Origin of the sequence: Kitasatospora sp. NPDC048298, from assembly GCF_043201465.1 — a bacterium.
Lineage (GTDB): Bacteria > Actinomycetota > Actinomycetes > Streptomycetales > Streptomycetaceae > Kitasatospora.
In genome coordinates, this window is sequence record NZ_JBICYZ010000053.1 from 47,124 (window position 1) to 64,865 (window position 17,742).

Annotated in this window: 19 protein-coding genes; 9 read left to right on the top strand and 10 right to left on the bottom strand. The window is 72.4% G+C overall.

The features are described 5' to 3' along the window. Window positions 1-22 precede the first annotated feature (22 nt). From ACGF0D_RS31310 to ACGF0D_RS31335, 6 genes are all read right to left on the bottom strand, one after another. Entirely contained in the window at window positions 23-970 is a 948-nt protein-coding gene (locus tag ACGF0D_RS31310; protein ID WP_392867586.1) for a beta-ketoacyl-ACP synthase III, read from the bottom strand. A gap of 122 nt (window positions 971-1,092) precedes the next feature. After that, window positions 1,093-2,379 carry a L,D-transpeptidase family protein gene (locus ACGF0D_RS31315; RefSeq protein WP_392921874.1) on the bottom strand — a complete coding sequence of 429 codons (1,287 nt, stop codon included), beginning with the start codon at window positions 2,377-2,379 and terminating at the stop codon, window positions 1,093-1,095. A gap of 127 nt (window positions 2,380-2,506) precedes the next feature. Further along, a complete protein-coding gene (mqnE, locus tag ACGF0D_RS31320) occupies window positions 2,507-3,670 on the bottom strand; it encodes an aminofutalosine synthase MqnE (RefSeq protein WP_392867592.1) in 1,164 nt (387 codons plus the stop codon). 52 nt (window positions 3,671-3,722) lie between these two features. Next, window positions 3,723-4,685, bottom strand: a complete 963-nt coding sequence (locus tag ACGF0D_RS31325) for a threonine/serine dehydratase (protein WP_392867594.1) — start codon at window positions 4,683-4,685, stop codon at window positions 3,723-3,725. A 3-nt stretch (window positions 4,686-4,688) separates the two neighbouring features. Next, window positions 4,689-5,147 (bottom strand): Lrp/AsnC family transcriptional regulator, encoded by a 459-nt coding sequence (locus ACGF0D_RS31330; RefSeq protein WP_030055719.1) that lies wholly within the window; start codon window positions 5,145-5,147, stop codon window positions 4,689-4,691. Window positions 5,148-5,266: 119 nt separating this feature from the next. Further along, window positions 5,267-5,941, bottom strand: a complete 675-nt coding sequence (locus tag ACGF0D_RS31335; protein ID WP_392867597.1) for a UbiX family flavin prenyltransferase — start codon at window positions 5,939-5,941, stop codon at window positions 5,267-5,269. A gap of 114 nt (window positions 5,942-6,055) precedes the next feature. Between ACGF0D_RS31335 and ACGF0D_RS31340 the strand changes: the two genes are divergently transcribed. Both ACGF0D_RS31340 and ACGF0D_RS31345 read left to right on the top strand, forming a co-directional pair. Further along, window positions 6,056-6,799 carry a cyclase family protein gene (locus tag ACGF0D_RS31340; protein WP_392867600.1) on the top strand — a complete coding sequence of 248 codons (744 nt, stop codon included), beginning with the start codon at window positions 6,056-6,058 and terminating at the stop codon, window positions 6,797-6,799. A 67-nt stretch (window positions 6,800-6,866) separates the two neighbouring features. Continuing rightward, on the top strand, window positions 6,867-7,586 hold the full coding sequence (locus tag ACGF0D_RS31345) for an MOSC domain-containing protein (protein WP_392921877.1): 720 nt from the start codon (window positions 6,867-6,869) through the stop codon (window positions 7,584-7,586). Window positions 7,587-7,625: 39 nt separating this feature from the next. Here ACGF0D_RS31345 and ACGF0D_RS31350 read toward each other — a convergent pair whose 3' ends face one another. Further along, window positions 7,626-8,003: a VOC family protein gene (locus tag ACGF0D_RS31350; protein ID WP_392921888.1), complete on the bottom strand. Its 378-nt coding sequence runs from the start codon at window positions 8,001-8,003 to the stop codon at window positions 7,626-7,628. After that, on the bottom strand, window positions 8,000-8,827 hold the full coding sequence (locus ACGF0D_RS31355; protein ID WP_392921879.1) for a TetR/AcrR family transcriptional regulator: 828 nt from the start codon (window positions 8,825-8,827) through the stop codon (window positions 8,000-8,002). Before ACGF0D_RS31355 ends, ACGF0D_RS31350 begins: the two co-directional genes overlap by 4 nt. A 101-nt stretch (window positions 8,828-8,928) precedes the next feature. On the opposite strand from ACGF0D_RS31355, the gene ACGF0D_RS31360 reads away from it, so the two are divergent. From ACGF0D_RS31360 to ACGF0D_RS31370, 3 genes are all read left to right on the top strand, one after another. Then, the gene (locus ACGF0D_RS31360; RefSeq protein WP_392867612.1) at window positions 8,929-10,152 is read left to right on the top strand and encodes an FAD-dependent oxidoreductase; all 1,224 of its coding nucleotides are present in this window, start codon (window positions 8,929-8,931) and stop codon (window positions 10,150-10,152) included. Between the two features lie 107 nt (window positions 10,153-10,259). Continuing rightward, the gene (gcvH, locus tag ACGF0D_RS31365; RefSeq protein ID WP_392921882.1) at window positions 10,260-10,649 is read left to right on the top strand and encodes a glycine cleavage system protein GcvH; all 390 of its coding nucleotides are present in this window, start codon (window positions 10,260-10,262) and stop codon (window positions 10,647-10,649) included. A gap of 63 nt (window positions 10,650-10,712) precedes the next feature. Then, window positions 10,713-11,468, top strand: coding sequence for an alpha/beta fold hydrolase (locus ACGF0D_RS31370; protein ID WP_392867618.1), 756 nt, complete (start codon window positions 10,713-10,715; stop codon window positions 11,466-11,468). Window positions 11,469-11,571: 103 nt separating this feature from the next. Here ACGF0D_RS31370 and mqnP read toward each other — a convergent pair whose 3' ends face one another. After that, complete coding sequence (mqnP, locus tag ACGF0D_RS31375; protein ID WP_392921890.1) at window positions 11,572-12,486, bottom strand: menaquinone biosynthesis prenyltransferase MqnP; 915 nt, start codon at window positions 12,484-12,486, stop codon at window positions 11,572-11,574. Continuing rightward, complete coding sequence (locus ACGF0D_RS31380) at window positions 12,465-13,922, bottom strand: menaquinone biosynthesis decarboxylase (RefSeq protein WP_392867623.1); 1,458 nt, start codon at window positions 13,920-13,922, stop codon at window positions 12,465-12,467. Before ACGF0D_RS31380 ends, mqnP begins: the two co-directional genes overlap by 22 nt. 92 nt (window positions 13,923-14,014) lie before the next feature. Between ACGF0D_RS31380 and ACGF0D_RS31385 the strand changes: the two genes are divergently transcribed. From ACGF0D_RS31385 to ACGF0D_RS31400, 4 genes are all read left to right on the top strand, one after another. Further along, entirely contained in the window at window positions 14,015-14,428 is a 414-nt protein-coding gene (locus ACGF0D_RS31385) for a PLD nuclease N-terminal domain-containing protein (RefSeq protein WP_392921885.1), read from the top strand. Window positions 14,429-14,880: 452 nt separating this feature from the next. Next, entirely contained in the window at window positions 14,881-16,482 is a 1,602-nt protein-coding gene (locus ACGF0D_RS31390) for an acyl-CoA carboxylase subunit beta (RefSeq protein ID WP_392867628.1), read from the top strand. Between the two features lie 83 nt (window positions 16,483-16,565). Next, window positions 16,566-16,775: an acyl-CoA carboxylase epsilon subunit gene (locus tag ACGF0D_RS31395; protein WP_392867631.1), complete on the top strand. Its 210-nt coding sequence runs from the start codon at window positions 16,566-16,568 to the stop codon at window positions 16,773-16,775. Window positions 16,776-16,994: 219 nt separating this feature from the next. After that, the gene (locus ACGF0D_RS31400) at window positions 16,995-17,606 is read left to right on the top strand and encodes a ScbR family autoregulator-binding transcription factor (protein WP_392867634.1); all 612 of its coding nucleotides are present in this window, start codon (window positions 16,995-16,997) and stop codon (window positions 17,604-17,606) included. The last annotated feature ends 136 nt before the right edge of the window (window positions 17,607-17,742 follow it).

A 17,742-nucleotide genomic window follows, 5' to 3' on the forward strand; every position in this document is an offset into this window, starting at 1 on the left:
GGGGCCGCCCGGGGCCATGGCGTCAGGGGCAGCGCACCACCTGGCCGGCGTAGGCCAGGCCGCCGCCGAAGCCGAAGAGCAGGACCGGGTCGCCGGGCGAGAGCTCGCCACGCTCGACCAGCTTGGAGAAGGCGAGCGGGATCGAGGCGGCCGAGGTGTTGCCGGAGTGGACCACGTCCCGGGCCACCACCGCGTCCTCGCCGAGGCCCAGCTTGCCGGCGATCGCGTCGATGATCCGCAGGTTGGCCTGGTGCGGGACGAAGCCCTTCAGCTCGGACGGGGCGATCCCGGCCCGCTCGCAGGCCTGGCGGGCCAGCGGGGCGAGCTGGGTGGTGGCCCAGCGGAAGACCGACTGGCCCTGCTGGCTGATCACCGGGTCCCAGCCGGTGATCACCACGGCGTCGCCTCGCTCCGGCTCCGAGCCCCAGACCACCGGCCCGATGCCGGGCTCGGCACCGTCCTCCTGGGCCTCGACCACCGCGGCGCCCGCGCCGTCGCCGAAGATCACGCAGGTGGAGCGGTCGGTCCAGTCGAGGGTGTCGGACATCCGCTCGGCGCCGATCACCACGGCGCGGCGGGCCGCGCCGGCCCGGATCGCGTGGTCGGCGGTGGCCAGGGCGTACGAGAAGCCGGAGCAGACCGTGTTGATGTCGTACGCGGCGGGCGAGCGCACGCCCAGCCGGGCGGCGACGGCCGCGGCGGTGTTGGGGCTGCGCTCGATCGCGGTGCAGGTGGCGACCACGACGAGGTCGATCTCCGCCGCCGTCCGGCCGCTGTTGGCGAGCGCCTTCTGGGCGGCCTCGGTGGCGAGGTCGACCAGGGTCTCGTCCTCGGCGACGTGCCGGGTGCGGATGCCCACGCGGGTGCGGATCCACTCGTCGTCCGTGTCGACCAGCGCCGCCAGGTCGTCGTTGGTGAGGACCTTGGGGGGCTGGTAGTGGCCGAGTGCCACAATGCGCGAACCGCTCATACTGCCATGGAACCGGGTTACCCGCTGGTCAGCGGGGCATGACCGGTGACAGGATCCGCCCTCTCGATCTGTAGGAGGTCGACAAGGGCCCTTGCGGCGCCCGGGTTCCGCGTACTCCGAGGTCAGGCGGCCAGAGTGGGTGCGTCGCCCATCACGATGACCGGGTGGGCCGCCGGGTCCAGGGTGCGGATCAACTGGGCCATCTTGTCCTCGGGGATCGACACGCAGCCGTGGGTCGGGCCGTCGTGGTCCACGTGGAGCCAGATGCCGCCGCCCTTCTTGGGGCCCATCGGGCGGCGCGGGTCGAGCGGGGACTTGCCGGCGACGCGGTTGTAGTTGATCGCGACCACGTAGTCGAAGGAGCCCTCCAGCTGGTCGCCGAAGAAGCCCGTGCCGGAGACCACGAAGCTCGGGTCCTTGTCGTACGGGATCTTGCTGCCCGGGTCCGCCTTGCGGCCGCCCGCGTCGGTGAGGCCGAAGACTCCGATCGGGCTGCGCAGGTCGCCCTCGTTGTGGTCGGCGGTCCAGCCGTTCTTGCCGTTGTGGCCCTGCCAGGTCTCGCCGGCCAGCCAGCGGCCCTCGGGGGTGCGGGTCCAGAGGGTGACGGTGTTCTTGTCGGTGTTCTTGTCCTGGCCGGAGGCGACCACGACCTGGGTGGTCACGGCGGGGATCTTCGCGGTGAAGGTCGCGCCGAGGCCGGGTATCGCGGCGACCGAGCCGTCCGCGCGGGTCTGGCTGCGGTCCGCGGCCGGGGCGGCGGCCTGCCGGTCGGAGGCGGCCTGGACGGCCGCGGGGGCCGGGGCGGGCTGGTCGGGCTTGCTGACGCCCTCCGGTCCCGGGCCGTCGGCGGCGGCGATGCCGGGCTTGGCGTCGTCCTGGCCGACGGCGTACCAGCCGGCGGTGGCGGCGACCAGCAGCGCGGTGCCGGCCATCATGGCCTTGCCGTGACGTTTCTGCTTGGCCTTGCGCCGCCGTCCCCGGGCCGCCGCCCGGGCACCCGGCGCGGGCGCGACGGGCGCGGCGGCGAGCACGACGGGCTCGGGCTCGTAGGCGAGCGGCTCGTAGGCGACGGGCTCGTGGTGGACGGGCTCGTAGGCGACGGGCTCGTGGTGAACGGGCTCCTGGTGGACGGGCGCGGCAGCGGGCTCCGCCTCGTAGTACACGGACTCGGAGAGCGGCTCGGCGACGGGCTCGGCCTGGTACGGCTGGTACTGCGGGTACGGCTGGTCGTACGTCTCGTAGTACCCGTCGGACGCCTGGCCGTACGGCTGGTACCGGCCGTGGTCCTCCTGCCGGACCGGCTGCTGGTACGGCTGGAAGCCCTCGTACTGCTGGTGTGGCATCAGGTCGACCGGCTCCTGCGACGGCTGGTGCGGCGGGTACGCGGTGGCACGATCAGAACCGGACATGCCTTCGATCCTGCCAAACGCCGTACCCGTTGGTAAACCCGGGCCCCGTGCGGAGGCCGTGAAGACAACCGCCGCCCCGGCCTTCGATCGGCCGGGGCGGCGGGTGGATCCGCGCGGGTGGGGCGGGTCAGAGGCGCATCGCCTGCGGGGACTCACGGCGCATCGGGTCCGGGCCGTCGTACTCGCGGATGACCTCGTAGCGGGTGTTGCGCTCCACCGGGCGGAAGCCGGCGTCGCGGATCAGCCCGAGCAGGTCGTCACGGCCGAGCTTGTTCGGCGTGCCGAAGTTGTCCGCGTCGTGGGTGATCTTGTACTCGACCACCGAGCCGTCCATGTCGTCCGCGCCGTGGCTGAGCGCCAGCTGGGCGGTGGTGACGCCGTGCATCACCCAGAAGACCTTGACGTGCGGGACGTTGTCGAAGAGCAGCCGGGAGACCGCGAAGGTCTTCAGCGCCTCGGCGCCGGTGGCCATCTCGGTACGGGCCATCAGCCTGTTGCGCACGACGCCGTCCTTGGAGTCGTGGAAGTCGTGCTGGTAGCGCAGCGGGATGAAGACCTGGAAGCCGCCGGTCTCGTCCTGGAGCTCGCGCAGCCGCAGCACGTGGTCCACCCGGTGGCGGGGCTCCTCGATGTGGCCGTACAGCATGGTGGCGGGCGTCTTGAGGCCCTTGCTGTGCGCGAGGCGGTGGATCCGCGACCAGTCCTCCCAGTGGGTGTCGTGGTCGACGATGTGCTGGCGGACCTCCCAGTCGAAGATCTCCGCGCCGCCGCCGGTCAGCGACTCCAGGCCGGCGTCGATCAGCTCGTCCATGATCTCGTCGGCGGACAGGCCGCTGATCTTCTCGAACCAGTGGATCTCGGTGGCGGTGAAGGCCTTCAGCGAGACGTTCGGCAGCGCCGCCTTCAGCTCCCGCAGCGAGCGCGGGTAGTAGCGCCACGGCAGGGTCGGGTGCAGGCCGTTCACGATGTGCAGCTCGGTGAGGGACTCGCTCTCCATCGCCTTGGCGAGGCGGACGGCCTCCTCGATGCGCATCGTGTACGCGTCCTTCTCGCCCGGCTTGCGCTGGAACGAGCAGTACGCGCAGGACGCGTTGCACACGTTGGTCATGTTGAGGTGGCGGTTGACGTTGAAGTGGACGACGTCGCCGTTCTTCCGCGTCCGCACGTGGTGGGCCAGCCCGCCCAGCCAGGCCAGGTCGTCGCTCTCGTAGAGCGCGATCCCGTCCTCGCGGGTCAGCCGCTCACCCGCGTAGACCTTCGCCTCCAGCTCGCGCTTGAGCCCTGCGTCCATGCGGTGCCCCGCCTCCTCCGACATTCGGTTCCTTGCCGGAACGAGGTTACGCCTATGCCCGGAGCAGTTCGGCGAGCAGTGTCGGGTCGACGTTGCCGCCGCTGACCACGGCCGCCACCACCTGGCCCCCGGTCTCGGCGGCGCGGTGGAAGTAGGCGGCCGGGGCGACCGCCCCGGAGGGCTCGGCGACCAGCCGGCCGCGGCGGGCCAGCACGGCCACCGTGGCGCGGATCTCGTCCTCGGTGACGGTGACGATGTCGTCCACGTAGGCGGTGACGTGCTCGAACGGCAGCACGCCGAGCGACGGGGTGCGCAGCCCGTCCGCGATGGTCCGGTAGGTGTCGGCGACCGGCCACTCGACCAGGCGGCCGGCCCGCAGGCTGGCCCGGGCGTCGGCGGCCAGCTCGGGCTCCACGCCGATCACCCGGATGCCGGGGCGGGTGAGCTTGAGCGCGGCCGCCGTGCCGCCGATCAGGCCGCCGCCGCTGACCGGCACCAGGACGGTGTCCAGCTCGGCGGGGGCGTCCTCGGCGATCTCCAGGCCGACCGTGCCCTGCCCCGCGATGATGAACGGGTCGTCGTACGGGGGGACCCAGACGTAGCCGTGCCGCTCGGCCAGCTCGGCGGGCAGGGTGTCCCGCTCCTGCGGCGCGACCAGGATCACCTCGGCGCCGAACGAGCGGGTGGCCTCGACCTTCACCGCGGGCGAGGTGTCCGGCATCACGATCACGGCCTTGATGCCGAGCGTCCGGGCCGCGTACGCCACCGCCTGCGCGTGGTTGCCGCTGGACTGGGCGACCACGCCCCGGGCACGCTCGTCCTCGGTGAGCGCGGCGAGCCGGTTGTAGGCGCCGCGGGTCTTGAAGGCCCCGGTCGGCTGGAGGTTCTCGGGCTTCAGCCAGAGCCGCCGCTCCCCCTCGGCCGCCCAGGGGGCGGGAACCAGCGGGGTGCGCACGGCGACCCCCGCGATCCGCTGCCGAGCCGCACGCAGCTCCTCCAGTCCGACCAGTGCCATGCGTCACTCTCCTACAGGAGGAAGTTCACTCACCCGGTTCTCCCACTTCGTGGAGAGTACGACGGTGGTGCGGGTTCTGGCCACGCCCTTCGTGCCCGAGATCCGCTTGACCACCGACTCCAGGCCGGCCACGTCGGCCACCCTGACCTTGAGCATGTAGGAGTCGTCGCCGGCGATGAACCAGCAGTCCTCGACCTCGTTGAGGTCCTTCAGCCGGAACGCGACGTCCTCGTGGTCCGCCGCGTCGGTGAGTTGAAGGCCGATCAGGGCCGTGACACCGAAGCCGAGCGAGGCCGGGTTGACCGTCGCCCGGTAGCCGGTGATGACCCCGGCCTGCTCCAGGCGGTTGATCCGGTCCGTGACGCTCGGGCCGGAGAGCCCGACCAGGCGGCCCAACTCGGCGTAGGACGCGCGGCCGTTCTCCCGGAGCGCCTGGATGAGCTGTCTGTCCACCGTGTCCATATACCGTCCGCGTCCTTCCGAACCTCTCCAGACCCACAGATCATTATCCGGATTCAAAGGCGCCTCGCGCCGAACGACCCGGATATCGCAGAGAAGATACTCTCCCGCCCTCGGTCTCCTTACTCCCCCTCAGCCGCAGCGCCCTCGCCGTCGGCCGTCTTGCGGGCGGCCGCCCCCAACTCCCCTTCCCAGCGCAGGTACAGGGAATGCGGCACGTCGACGGCGTCCAGCACCCGTCCGGCCACGAAATCCACGAGTTCGCGCACGGTGGAGCCGCCGGCGTAGAAACCGGGTGCGGCGGGCAGCACGACCGCCCCCTGTGCGTCGAGCTCCACCAAGTGCTTCAACGTCACCCCGTTGAGTGGTGTCTCGCGCACGCAGACGACGAGCGGGCGGCGCTCCTTGAGGGTGACGCTGGCGACGCGCTGCAGCAGGTCCTTGCTCAGGCCGAGCGCGATCCCGGCCACCGCGCCGGTGGTCGCGGGCACCACGAGCATGCCCTTGGCCGGGTACGAGCCGCTGGACGGGCCGGCCGCGAAGTCCCCGGCGGGCCAGTAGCGGACGTCGTCCAGCCCCCGGTCGCTCCCGAGCCAGGCGGCGAGGTCGGCGCGCCAGTGGGCGTCCCGGAAGGAGATGCCGGTCTCGTCCAGGATGGTGAGCCGGGCGGCGCGGCTGACGATCAGGTCCACCGCCTCGCCGGCGGCCAGCAGCGCGCGGATCACCGAGGCCGCGTACGGCGTTCCCGACGCCCCCGAGACCCCGACCACCCACGGCTGACGTTTCGCAGTTCCCATGGGGCATTTCTATCCGGCTCCGTCCGCTCCGCTCACCAGGGCCCTCGCGGCGGGCCGGGTGGCGCCGGGAACCGGGGGGTCCACGGGGTGGACGGGGGCTGGGAGGATGGGCGCATGGCAGCGACCCTCGTCGACCTCACCCATCAGGTGACCACCGCGATGCCGGTCTACCCCGGCGATCCGGCCGTCCTGCTGGAGCCCGCGCTCACCACGGCCACCGCCGGGGTGAACGTGCTGGCCCTGCACCTCGGCTCGCAGTCCGGGACGCACGTGGACGCGCCGTACCACGTGGACGTCACCTGGCCGACCCTGGACGGGCTGCCGCTGGAGCGGTTCACCGGCCCGGCCGTGGTCGCCGACCTGCGCGGGCTGGAGCCCCGGACGGCCGTCACCCCCGAGCTGCTGGCGCCCGCGCTGGAGCGGGCCGCCGAGGGCACCGTCCTGCTGCTGGCCACCGGCTGGGCCCGGCACTGGGGCACCGACACCTACCTCGCCCACCCGAGCCTGACCCCGGCCGCCGCCGAGGCGATCGTCGCCGCCGGGGTGCGGACGGTCGGGGTGGACGCGCTCAGCGTCGACCCGACCCCCGACCCGGGCCCGGGCGATCCCGCGGTGGCCGCCCTGCTCGCCGACCTCACCGACGAGCACGACCACGGCACCGCCGACGAGCCCTCGCTCGCCGCGCACCGGGTGCTGCTGGGGGCGTCCGGCGGCGGGGTGATCGCCGAGAACCTGACCGACCTGCGGCCGCTGCTGGCCGCCCAGGAGGCCGGTCTGCCGGTGGAGGTCTCGCTGTTCCCGCTGCGGCTGGTCGCGGCGGACGGCGCGCCGGTGCGGGCGGTGGCCCGGCTGGGCTGACCCGGCGGTAACCCTTGCGGTACTTGGTCTAGACCATCCCCCGTCAACGCCAGTACGCTGTCCGGCCATGGCTGAGATCATCGGAGTGATCGAGCGACTCTGGCGCTACCCCGTGAAATCCGCCGGCGGCGAGCGGCTCGACTCCGTCGAGGTGGACGAGCGCGGCCTGGCCGGCGACCGCCTCTACGCCGTCCGCGACGCGGCCGGCAAGCTCGGCTCGGGCAAGAACACCCGCCGCTTCCGCCGGATGGACGGACTGCTCCGCCTCTCCGCCCGGCTCGGCCACCGGATCGACGGACCCGAACTGTTCGACCCGCTCGGCCGCCCGGTCGACCGGCCGAACGTCTTCCTGCGCGCCTACCTCCAGCGCGAGGACGTCGAACTCGCCCGCGAGGACGCCGTCTCCCACTTCGACCGGCTGCCGGTCAGCGTGCTCAGCACCGCCACCCTGGACTGGGTCCGCGAGGCCGTCCCGTTCGCCGTGATCGACGAGCGCCGGTTCCGCCCCAACATCGTGCTGCGCACCCCGCCCGGCACCCCGCCGTTCGTCGAGGACGCCTGGCTCGGCCGCCAGGCGTCCGGCGAGGCCCCCGGCAGCGCTCGGCTCTCCTTCGTGGCGTCCAGCGAGCGCTGCGCGATGACCGGCGCCCCGCAGCCCGGGCTGCCGCACGCGCCGGAGATCCTCAAGGCCGTCGTGCACGCCCACGACGGCCTGCTCGACGCCCTCGCCGAGGTCGCCGCCCCGGGCCGCCTGCGGGTCGGCGACCGGCTGCTCCTGATGGGCTGACGGGCGCCGGCCGACCCGTCGTCGCGTCCCCTTCCGGAGTCAGCCCCGAGGGGAGCGGACCAGGCAGAGGAAGTGCCCGGCCGGGTCGGCGTAGACCCGCCACCCGCCGGCGTCGTGCAGCCGGACGGCGCCGAGGGCGAGCACCTGCCGCTCGGCGTCGTCGAGGTCCGCCACGTCCACGTCCAGGTGCGCCTGCTGGGGGTGCTCGGGGTCGCCCCAGCGCGGCGGCCGGTGGTCGGCGGCGCGCTGGAAGCAGAGCACCGAGCCGTCGTCGAGGTGCAGCGTGGACCAGTCCCGGTCCAGCTCCCAGCGCCGGTCCGGGCGATCCACCTCACCGCCGAGCACACCGGCGTAGAAGCGGGCCAGCACCGCCGGGTCCGGGCAGTCGAGCACCAGGCACTGCAGTCTGCCGATCAGGGTCCTCCTCGGGGCGCGTTGCCGTCGCCCCCGGATTCCGCCGCTCCCGCCTCCGGGAGGGCGACCGCACGCAGGTAGGCGCCGACGAAGATCTCGACGGTCTCGTCCGTCGAGGGCAGCCCGGCGCCCGGCAGGGGCTCCAGCACCGGCCGGATCAGGACGTGGTTGAGCAGCGGGCCGAGCAGCAGCTGGACCAGCACCGCAGTGGGCAGCGGCCTCAGCCGGCCGGCCCGGACGTGCGGCTGCAGCAGCCGGTCGAGGCCGGCGAGCAGCCGCGGCAGGTTGGCGGCCATCACCCGGGCGGCGGGGCCGTCCGGCCGCCCGAGCAGGTCGGCGAAGACCGCCGGGACGATCCGCGGCTGGTGCGTGAAGGCGGCGGCGAAGACGGCGTGCAGCGCCCGGACGGTGCCCTCCAGGTCCTCCGGCGGGTCCGCGGCGAGGGCCTCCAGGTCGGGCAGCGCGGAGTGCCGCTCGAAGACGGCGGCGAGCAGGCCGTCGCGGCCCTCGAAGACGGTGTGGAGGCTGGGCAGCGAGCAGTCGGCCCGGTCCGCCACCGCGTCCAGGGTGACCCCGGCCAGGCCGCGCTCGGCGACCAGCAGCGCCGCCGCCTCGATCGCGCGCTCGCGCACCGGCGGCCGCCCGCCCGGATCGGTCCCCGACTCCCGGACCGCCTCGTCCAGCGCCGCCCGGGAGCCGCCGAGCCTGCGCAGCAGCGTGCTGCGGGAGATCCCGGCCGTCGCGGCGATCGCCGTCAGCGGGACGTCGGCGACGTCCTGGCCCCGCTCCTTCGCCGCCGTGAGGGCGGCCGTCACCAGCTCCTTCATGTGAGGCATCGTACTACTTGACACCTGGAACGGTTCCAGAGATTCTATATATACAGGTTCCACACGGACAGTGATCATTCGAGCACTGAAAGGGGAGAGCCATGAGCGTCGTGATCTCCGGAGGCGGGCCCGCCGGAATGATGCTGGGCCTGATGCTGGCGCGCGCCGGCGTCGAGGTGACCGTGCTGGAGAAGCACGGGGACTTCCTGCGCGACTTCCGCGGCGACACCGTCCACGCCTCCACCGTGCGGCTGATGGACGAGCTCGGCCTCGGCGAGAAGTTCGCCGCCCTGCCGCAGAGCCGCCTCGGCAACCTGGTGGTGCAACCCCGCGGCGGCGCCCCCGTCGCACTGAGCGCCTACGAACGGCTGCGGCCCCCGTACAACTACATCGCCATGATCCCGCAGTGGGACCTGCTGAACTTCCTGGTCGCCGAGGCCCGGCAGGAACCCACCTTCACCCTGCGGATGAACACCGAGGCGACCGGACTGCTCAAGGACGGCGCCCGGGTGGTCGGCGTCCGGTACCGCACCCGGGACGGCGAGGAGGGCGAGCTGCGCGCCGACCTCACCGTCGCCGCCGACGGCCGGCACTCCACCCTGCGCCGGGCGGCCGGCCTGACGCCCCGGGAGTTCCCGGTGCCCTTCGACGTCTGGTGGTTCCGGCTGCCCCGGCACCCCCACGAGCGCTCCGCGCCGCCCAACCTCGTCCCCGGCTTCGGACACGGCGACATCGCCCTGAGCCTCACCCGGGACGACTACTTCCAGATCGGCTACTTCCGGGCCAAGGGCTCCGACCCGCAGCTGCGCGCCGAGGGCATCGAGCGCTTCCGCGCCCGGATCGCCGACCTGCTGCCCCAGTACGCCGACCGGGTCGACCAGCTCGCCGACCTGGACGACGTCCACATGCTCGACGCCCGGCTCAACCGGCTGCACCGCTGGTACGCCGACGGACTGCTGCTGATCGGCGACGCCGCCCACGCGATGTCCCCGGCCGGCGGGGTGGGCATCAACCTCGCCATCCAGGACGCCGTCGCCACCGCCACCCTGCTCGCCGAACCGCTGCGCCACGGCCGCCCGACCACCGCCGCGCTCGCCCGGGTGCAGCGGCGCCGGTGGCGGCCGACGGTGATCATGCAGCGGATGCAGCGGGTCCTGCACGGCATCATGTTCGAGCCGGTGCTCAGCGGGCGCCGGATCGGCCCGCCGCAGCGCCTGGTGCTGCTGGCCCGCTTCGCCCCCGGCTTCCGACAGGCACTGTCCCGCCTGATCGCCCTCGGCCCGCTCCCCGAGCACGCCCCGGCCTTCGCCCGGCGCGACGCCTGAACTCACTCGATCGGGTGAGCTTGGCGGCGCAGGGGCGGCGCCTGTAGCAGGCTCCTCCTCGGACCTGGCGACCCGTCAGCTCCGATGCCGACTCCCCGGAGGCCGCCATGAGCACCATCCCGACGAACCTCAAGTACACCGACGACCACGAGTGGGTGGAGACGGTGGGGAAGGACCGGGCCCGCGTCGGCATCACCGACTACGCCCAGAAGCAGCTCGGCGACATCGTCTTCGTCGAACTCCCCAAGGTGGGCGACAAGCTCGAAGCCCGCCGGGCGTTCGGCACGGTGGAATCCGTCAAGTCGGTGAGCGAGCTCTACGCGCCGCTGTCCGGGACGGTCGCCGCGATCAACACGGACCTGAGCGACGATCCCGAGTCGATCAACTCCGACCCGTACGGCGACGGCTGGATCATCGAACTCGCCGTGACCAAGGCCGACGAGCTGAAGGGCCTGCTCTCGGCCACCCAGTACCAGGCCGTCATCGACGAGCAGTAGCCGCCGCCCGCTCCCCGCGAACCGTCCGTTCGGGCGGGCGGATCGCGGGGAACGACCGTTGGCATGACGATCCCTCACCACCTGGTCGGCACCGGCGACCACCACGTCCTGGTCCTGCACGACTGGTTCGGCACCAGCGCGGGCTGGGGCCCGTTCCTCGACTACCTCGACGGCGACGCGTTCGGCTACGCGTTCCTCGACTACCGCGGCTACGGGCGGCGCAAGGACGTCCCCGGCGCGTACACGCTCGCCGAGATCGCCGCCGACGCGCTCGCCCTGGCCGACCAGCTCGGCTGGGACCGCTTCTCGCTGGTCGGCCACTCGATGGGCGGCAAGGCGGCCCAGCAGGTGCTCGCCGAGGCGCCGCTGCGGGTGCGCAAGCTCGTCGGCCTGGCCCCGGTGCCCGCCGGGCCGTACCAGCTGGACGAGGCCGGCGAGGCGCTGTTCCACGGCGCCGCCGAGGACCGGGAGAAGCGCTTCGCGATCCTGGACCTGGTGACCGGCCAGCGGGCCGGCCGGGTCTGGCTCGACCGCATGGTCGACCAGTCCCTGCGGCTGTCCACCCCCGAGGCCTTCGGCGGCTACGTCCGCGACTGGACGACGGCCGACCTGCGGCCCCGGATCGACGGCAACCCGGTGCCGGTCAAGGTGATCGTCGGCGAGCACGACCTCGCCCTCACCGCCGAGGTGATGCGCGGCACCTTCCTCGACCACTACCCCAACGCCGAGTTGGAGGAGCTCGCCGGCAGCGGGCACTACCCGATGTACGAGGCCCCGGTGGCCCTGGCGGTGTCGCTGGAGGGCTTCCTGCACGGCTGAGGCCGCCCCGGACGGGACGCGCGCCGCCCCGGACGACCGAGCGGCCGGGGCGGCACGGTCGCCCGCCGGCCGCCCCGGCCGCTCGCTCGACCGGCCTCCGGGATCAGATCCCGAGCCCGCGGACGACCAGGTCCACCAGGGCGAAGAAGAAGAGCGAGATCCCCACGAAGCCGTTCGTCTGGAAGAACGCCCGATTGAGCTTCGAGAGGTCGTTCGGCTTCACGATGGTGTGCTCGTAGACGAACGCGCCCGCGACGACCGCCAGGCCGATCCAGAACGCCACCCCGGCGTCCGTCAGGACCGCGAACCAGCCCAGCAGAAGCGTCGTCAGGACGTGGCACACGCGCGCGCCCCGGATCGCCGCCGGCACTCCGAACCGCGCCGGCACCGAGCGCACGCCGTGCTCGCGGTCGGACTCGACGTCCTGGCAGGCGTAGATCAGGTCGAACCCGCCGATCCAGATGCCGACGGCCACGCCCAGCACCACCGCGTCCCAGGACCAGCTGCCCGTCACCGCGAGCCAGGCGCCGACCGGGCCCATCGCCTGGGCCAGGCCGAGGATCGCCTGCGGGAAGTCGGTGAACCGCTTGCCGTACGGGTAGACGACCATCGGCACCACGGCCACCGGCGCGAGCGCCAGGCAGAGCGGGTTGAGCATCGCGGCCGCGCCGAGGAAGACCACCAGCGCGACGGCCGAGCCGACGTACGCGGTCCTCAACGAGACCGCGCCGGTGACGAGTTCGCGCGTGGCGGTCCGCGCGTTCCGGGCGTCGATCTCGCGGTCGATGATCCGGTTCGCGGCCATCGCGAAGGTGCGCAGCCCGACCATGCAGACAGTGACGACGAACAGTTCGCCCCAGTGCACCCGCCTGTCCGCGAGGAACATCGCCGTCAGCGCGGCGATGTAGGCGAAGGGCAGGGCGAAGACCGAGTGCTCGATCATCACCAGGCGCAGGAAGGCCTTCGTGCGCCCGGGGGTCTCGACGGCGGCCGTGCTCACAGTCCGTACTCCTTCCAGCGGCGCGACACCAGGGCGGCCGTGGCCGGGTCCGAGGACACCATCTCGGGCCAGCCGCCGTCCCGGGTGTAGCCCTCCTCGGGCAGCTTGCGGGTCGCGTCGATGCCGGCCTTGCCGCCCCAGAACTGCTGGTACGAGGCGTGGTCGAGGTGGTCGACCGGGCCCTCGACGACGGTGAGGTCGCGGCTGTAGTCGACGTTGCCGAAGGCCCGCCAGGCGACTTCCTGGTAGTCGTGCACGTCGCAGTCGGAGTCCACCACGATGATCAGCTTGGTCAGCGACATCATGTGCGCGCCCCAGATCGCGTGCATCGTCTTCTGGGCGTGCTTGGGGTACTTCTTGTCGATCGAGACGATCACGCAGTTGTGGAAGCCGCCGGCCTCGGGCAGGTCGTAGTCGACGATGTCCGGGATGATGATCTTCAGCAGCGGCAGGAAGAAGCGCTCGGTGAACTTGCCCAGCGGGCCGTCCTCCGTCGGCGGGCGGCCGACCACGATGGACTGGAGGATCGGCCGGCGGCGCATCGTCACGCAGTCGATCTTCAGCGCCGGGAACGGCTCCTGCGGGGTGTAGAAGCCGGTGTGGTCGCCGAACGGGCCCTCGGGCAGCATCTCGCCGGGCTCCAGCCAGCCCTCCAGGACCACCTCGGCGTCGGCCGGGACCTGGAGCGGCACGGTCTTGCAGTCGACCATCCGGACCCGCTCCCCGGCGATGAAGCCGGCGAAGAGGTACTCGTCGATGTCCCCGGGCAGCGGAGCGGTGGCCGCGTAGGTGACGGCGGGCGGGCAGCCGAAGGCGATCGCGACCGGGAGGCGCTCGCCGCGCCTGGCCGCGACGGCGTAGTGGTTGCGGCTGTCCTTGTGGATCTGCCAGTGCATGCCGATGGTGCGGCGGTCGTGCCGCTGGAGCCGGTAGAGGCCCAGGTTGCGGATGCCGCTGTCCGGGTCCTTGGTGTGGGTCAGGCCCAGGTTGAAGAAGGAGCCGCCGTCCAGCGGCCAGGTGAAGAGGGCGGGCAGCTCGTCCAGGTTGACGTCGTCACCGGTGAGCACGACCTCCTGCACGGGGGCGTCGCCGGACTTCACGTGCCGGGGCGGGACGTGCGCCATCGAGGCGAGCTTGCCGAAGGCGTCCCGGAAGCCGGTGAAGCCCTGCGGCAGCTCGGGCTTGAGCAGGCCGGCGATCTTCTCGGAGATGTCGTCCGGGCCCTTGAGGCCGAGCGCCTTGGCCAGCCGCCGCTCGGTGCCGAAGACGTTCATCGCCAGCGGCATCGACGAGCCCTTGACGTTCTCGAAGAGCAGCGCCGGGCCCTTGGCCTTCTGCACCCGGTCGACGATCTCGCCGATCTCCAGGTGCGGGTCCACCTCGGCCTTGATGCGCTTGAGGTCACCCTCGCGGTCGAGGGCGCGGAGAAACGAGCGGAGATCGTCGTATGCCATGCCTGTCAGTATCCGCCACCCGATAGCCTGGCCCGGTCAAGGGCCCCTGGTAGGCGCCCGCCGCCGTCGTCGCCCGGGGGGAGATCCCAGCCGTGCCGAGGATTCTTCTGACCATCATCCTTCCGCTCGCGCTCTGGGTCTGGGCGTTCGTGGACTGCCTGACCACCCCCGAGGACGAGGTGAAGCACCTGCCCAAGGTGGTCTGGGTGCTGATCGTGCTGCTCTTCCCGCCGCTGGGCCCGATCGCCTGGCTGATCGCCGGCAAGCAGCGCGGCTTCCTGCGGGCCGCGTCCGCCGGGGCCCGCAGCGGGTACCCGGCCGACGACCGCCCCGGCCGCCCCGGCGGACGCCCGCTGGCCCCTGACGACGACCCCGAGTTCCTCGCCTCGTTGAAGAAGAACGACAAAGACCACGAGGACATGCTCAAGCAGTGGGAGGCCGATCTCCGTCGCCGCGAGCGGGATCTGCGCGACCGCGACGAACCCGAGGACGGCAGGAAGAGCTGATCACGGCAGGTCCGCACGCTCGCCCGGACAGCCCACCCCCAGCACACGGGGTGGGCTGCGGTGTTTTTGGCGCTTCCCTACGACTCGCGACCCCCTCACCCCGGCGGCGGGCCCCCGGCAGCCGGGCTTGAGCGGACCTTGAGCGCGCCACAAGAGGACCGGCTTACAGTACCGGGAGACGGCCCTGACCTGCGCTTTTATTCATGCTCAGATCATCGGACCATCATCTGTTCGACAACCCCCGGTATCCAAGCGAACACCGAGCGCTCAGTGACCGAACCGACCGCTTCTGTGCAGGCCTGACAGCTAAACGAACCCGACCTTGTACGGAATCGACGCCGAAACCAGCGCACGGCCCCTCGTACAGTCATAAGTGAAGAAAGTGATTCGCAGCCGGGGGCACAGCAGACGTTGGCTGTCGGACAGTTCCCTCACCCTTGGAGTGGTTCGAGATGACGGTTGTGCATGAGGCGCCGGTCGACGGCGAGGTTCCCGAGATTCCGGCCGACGCCCGCGGACGGGTCGCCGAGCTGCACGAGCTGCGCGAGAAGGTCCGCCGCGGCCCCAGCGAGAAGGCCACCGAGGCCCAGCACGCCAAGGGCAAGCTGACCGCCCGCGAGCGCATCGAGCTGCTGCTGGACGAGGGCTCCTTCCAGGAGGTCGAGCCGCTGCGCCGGCACCGCGCCCAGGGCTTCGGCCTGGAGGCCAAGAAGCCGCACACCGACGGCGTGATCGTCGGCTGGGGCACCGTGCACGGGCGCACCGTGTTCACCTACGCGCACGACTTCCGGATCTTCGGCGGCGCGCTGGGCGAGGCCCACGCGCAGAAGATCCACAAGATCATGGACATGGCCATCGCGGCCGGCGCCCCGCTGGTCTCGCTGAACGACGGCGCCGGCGCTCGCATCCAGGAGGGCGTCACCGCCCTGGCCGGTTACGGCGGCATCTTCCAGCGCAACACCAAGGCCTCCGGCGTCATCCCGCAGATCTCGGTGATGCTCGGCCCGTGCGCCGGCGGCGCCGCGTACTCCCCCGCGCTGACCGACTTCGTCTTCATGGTCCGCGAGACCTCGCAGATGTTCATCACCGGCCCCGACGTCGTCCAGGCCGTGACCGGCGAGAAGATCACCCAGAACGGCCTCGGCGGCGCGGACGTCCACGCCGGCGTCTCCGGCGTCTCCCACTTCGTCTACGACGACGAGCAGTCCTGCATCGAGGAGGTCCGCTACCTCCTGTCGCTGCTCCCGCAGAACAACCGCGAGATGCCGCCCTCCGTCGTCACCGACGACCCGGTCGAGCGCCGCAACGACGGCCTGCTGGACCTGGTGCCCGCCGACGGCAACCGCCCGTACGACATGCGCAAGGTCATCGAGGAGATCGTCGACCACGGCGAGTACCTGGAGGTCCACGAGCGCTGGGCCACCAACGTCCTGTGCGTGCTCGCCCGCGTCGACGGCCACGTCGTCGGCATCATCGCCAACCAGCCGCAGTCGCTGGCCGGCGTCCTGGACATCAACGCCAGCGAGAAGGCCGCCCGCTTCGTGCAGATGTGCGACGCCTTCAACATCCCGCTGGTCACCCTCCTCGACGTCCCCGGCTTCCTGCCCGGCGTCGACCAGGAGCACGGCGGCATCATCCGCCACGGCGCCAAGCTGCTCTACGCGTACTGCAACGCCACCGTGCCGCGCATCTCGCTCATCCTGCGCAAGGCCTACGGCGGCGCCTACATCGTGATGGACTCCCGCTCCATCGGCGCCGACCTGTCCTACGCCTGGCCGACCAACGAGATCGCCGTGATGGGTGCCGAGGGCGCCGCCAACGTCATCTTCCGCCGCGAGATCAACGCCGCCGAGGACCCGGACGCCATGCGCGCCCAGAAGATCAAGGAATACAAGAACGAGCTGATGCACCCGTACTACGCGGCCGAGCGCGGCCTCGTGGACGACGTCATCGACCCCGCCGAGACCCGCCAGGTGATCGCCTCCGCCCTGGCCATGCTCCGCACCAAGCACGCCGACCTGCCCAGCCGCAAGCACGGCAACCCGCCGATGTAGCGGCGCGCTCCACCGAACGCGCACCGCAGCCTTCCGTACCGGCACCCACCTCAGACCACAGCAACCGGGGGAGAAACCAGGACATGACCGCTTCCGCCGAACCCCTCGTCCGCATCGTCCGCGGCAGTCTCACCGACGAGGAACTCGCCGCCCTGACCGCCGTCCTCGCCGCGCGCGCGGCCGTCGCGCAGCAGGCCGCAGCCGCCGCGCCGGTCGAGCCGATCGCCAGCTGGCAGCGCCTGGAGCGCCGCCCGGCGTACTACTCGCCGTTCAGCTGGCAGCAGGCCGCCTGACGGCCTACGGCCCGAGCCGACGGCCGGTCACCCCACCCGGGTGGCCGGCCGTCGGCGTTCGCCCGGGCCGGACCGGCGGCGCCACCGCGTGGTCGGCCGGGGCCGGAAGGGCCCGCGGCGGGCTCGGTAGGATGCGTACTGGACGGTATGCGTCCGCCACCAGGTCCGCCCCCGTAGGATCGGCCGCTGCCGAGATCAGAACTTTCCAGGGAGGCTGCGATGGCCAGGCAGGCCCGCGCGCTGGCGACCCGCCAGGCGGTACTCCTCGCGGCGGCCGAGGTGTTCGACGAGCGGGGCTACGCCGCCGCCACCATGTCCGAGATCCTGGACCGCGCCGGCGTCACCAAGGGCGCGCTGTACTTCCACTTCCGCTCCAAGGAGGAGCTGGCGCTCGCCGTCATCGAGGGACAGGGCATCTTCATCTCCGGCTGGTCACCGGCCTCGGACAGCCCGGTGCAGAACCTGATCGACCTCGCGTACGCCTTCGCCCGCGCGCTCCAGACCGACCCGCTGGTGCGCGGCAGCATCCGGCTGACCATCGAGCACGGCAGCTTCACCCAGCCGCAGCTCGCGGCCTACCAGGGCTGGATGGACATGGTCCGCGAGCTGCTGGCGCGCGCCCAGGAGGCCGGCGAGCTCCACCCGGGGATCGACCTGACCGCGGCCTCCGGGGTGGTCACCGGGGCCGTCACCGGCATCCAGCTGAGCTCCCAGGTGCTGACCGACCGGCAGGACCTGATCCAGCGGCTGGCCGACCTCTGGACGCTGCTGCTGCCCGGCCTGGTCCAGCCGCACGCGCTCGCCCGGCTGAGCATCGCCGAGCGCGGCTGAGCGTCGCCGGGGGGGCCGGGGCCCGCGGGGGGGCCGGGGGGGGGGCGGGGGCGGGGGGGCCCCCCCCCGGGCCCCCGGGCCCCGGGCCGGGGCGCGGGCCGGCCGCGCCGGGGGACCGCCCCCCGGCCGGGGCCCG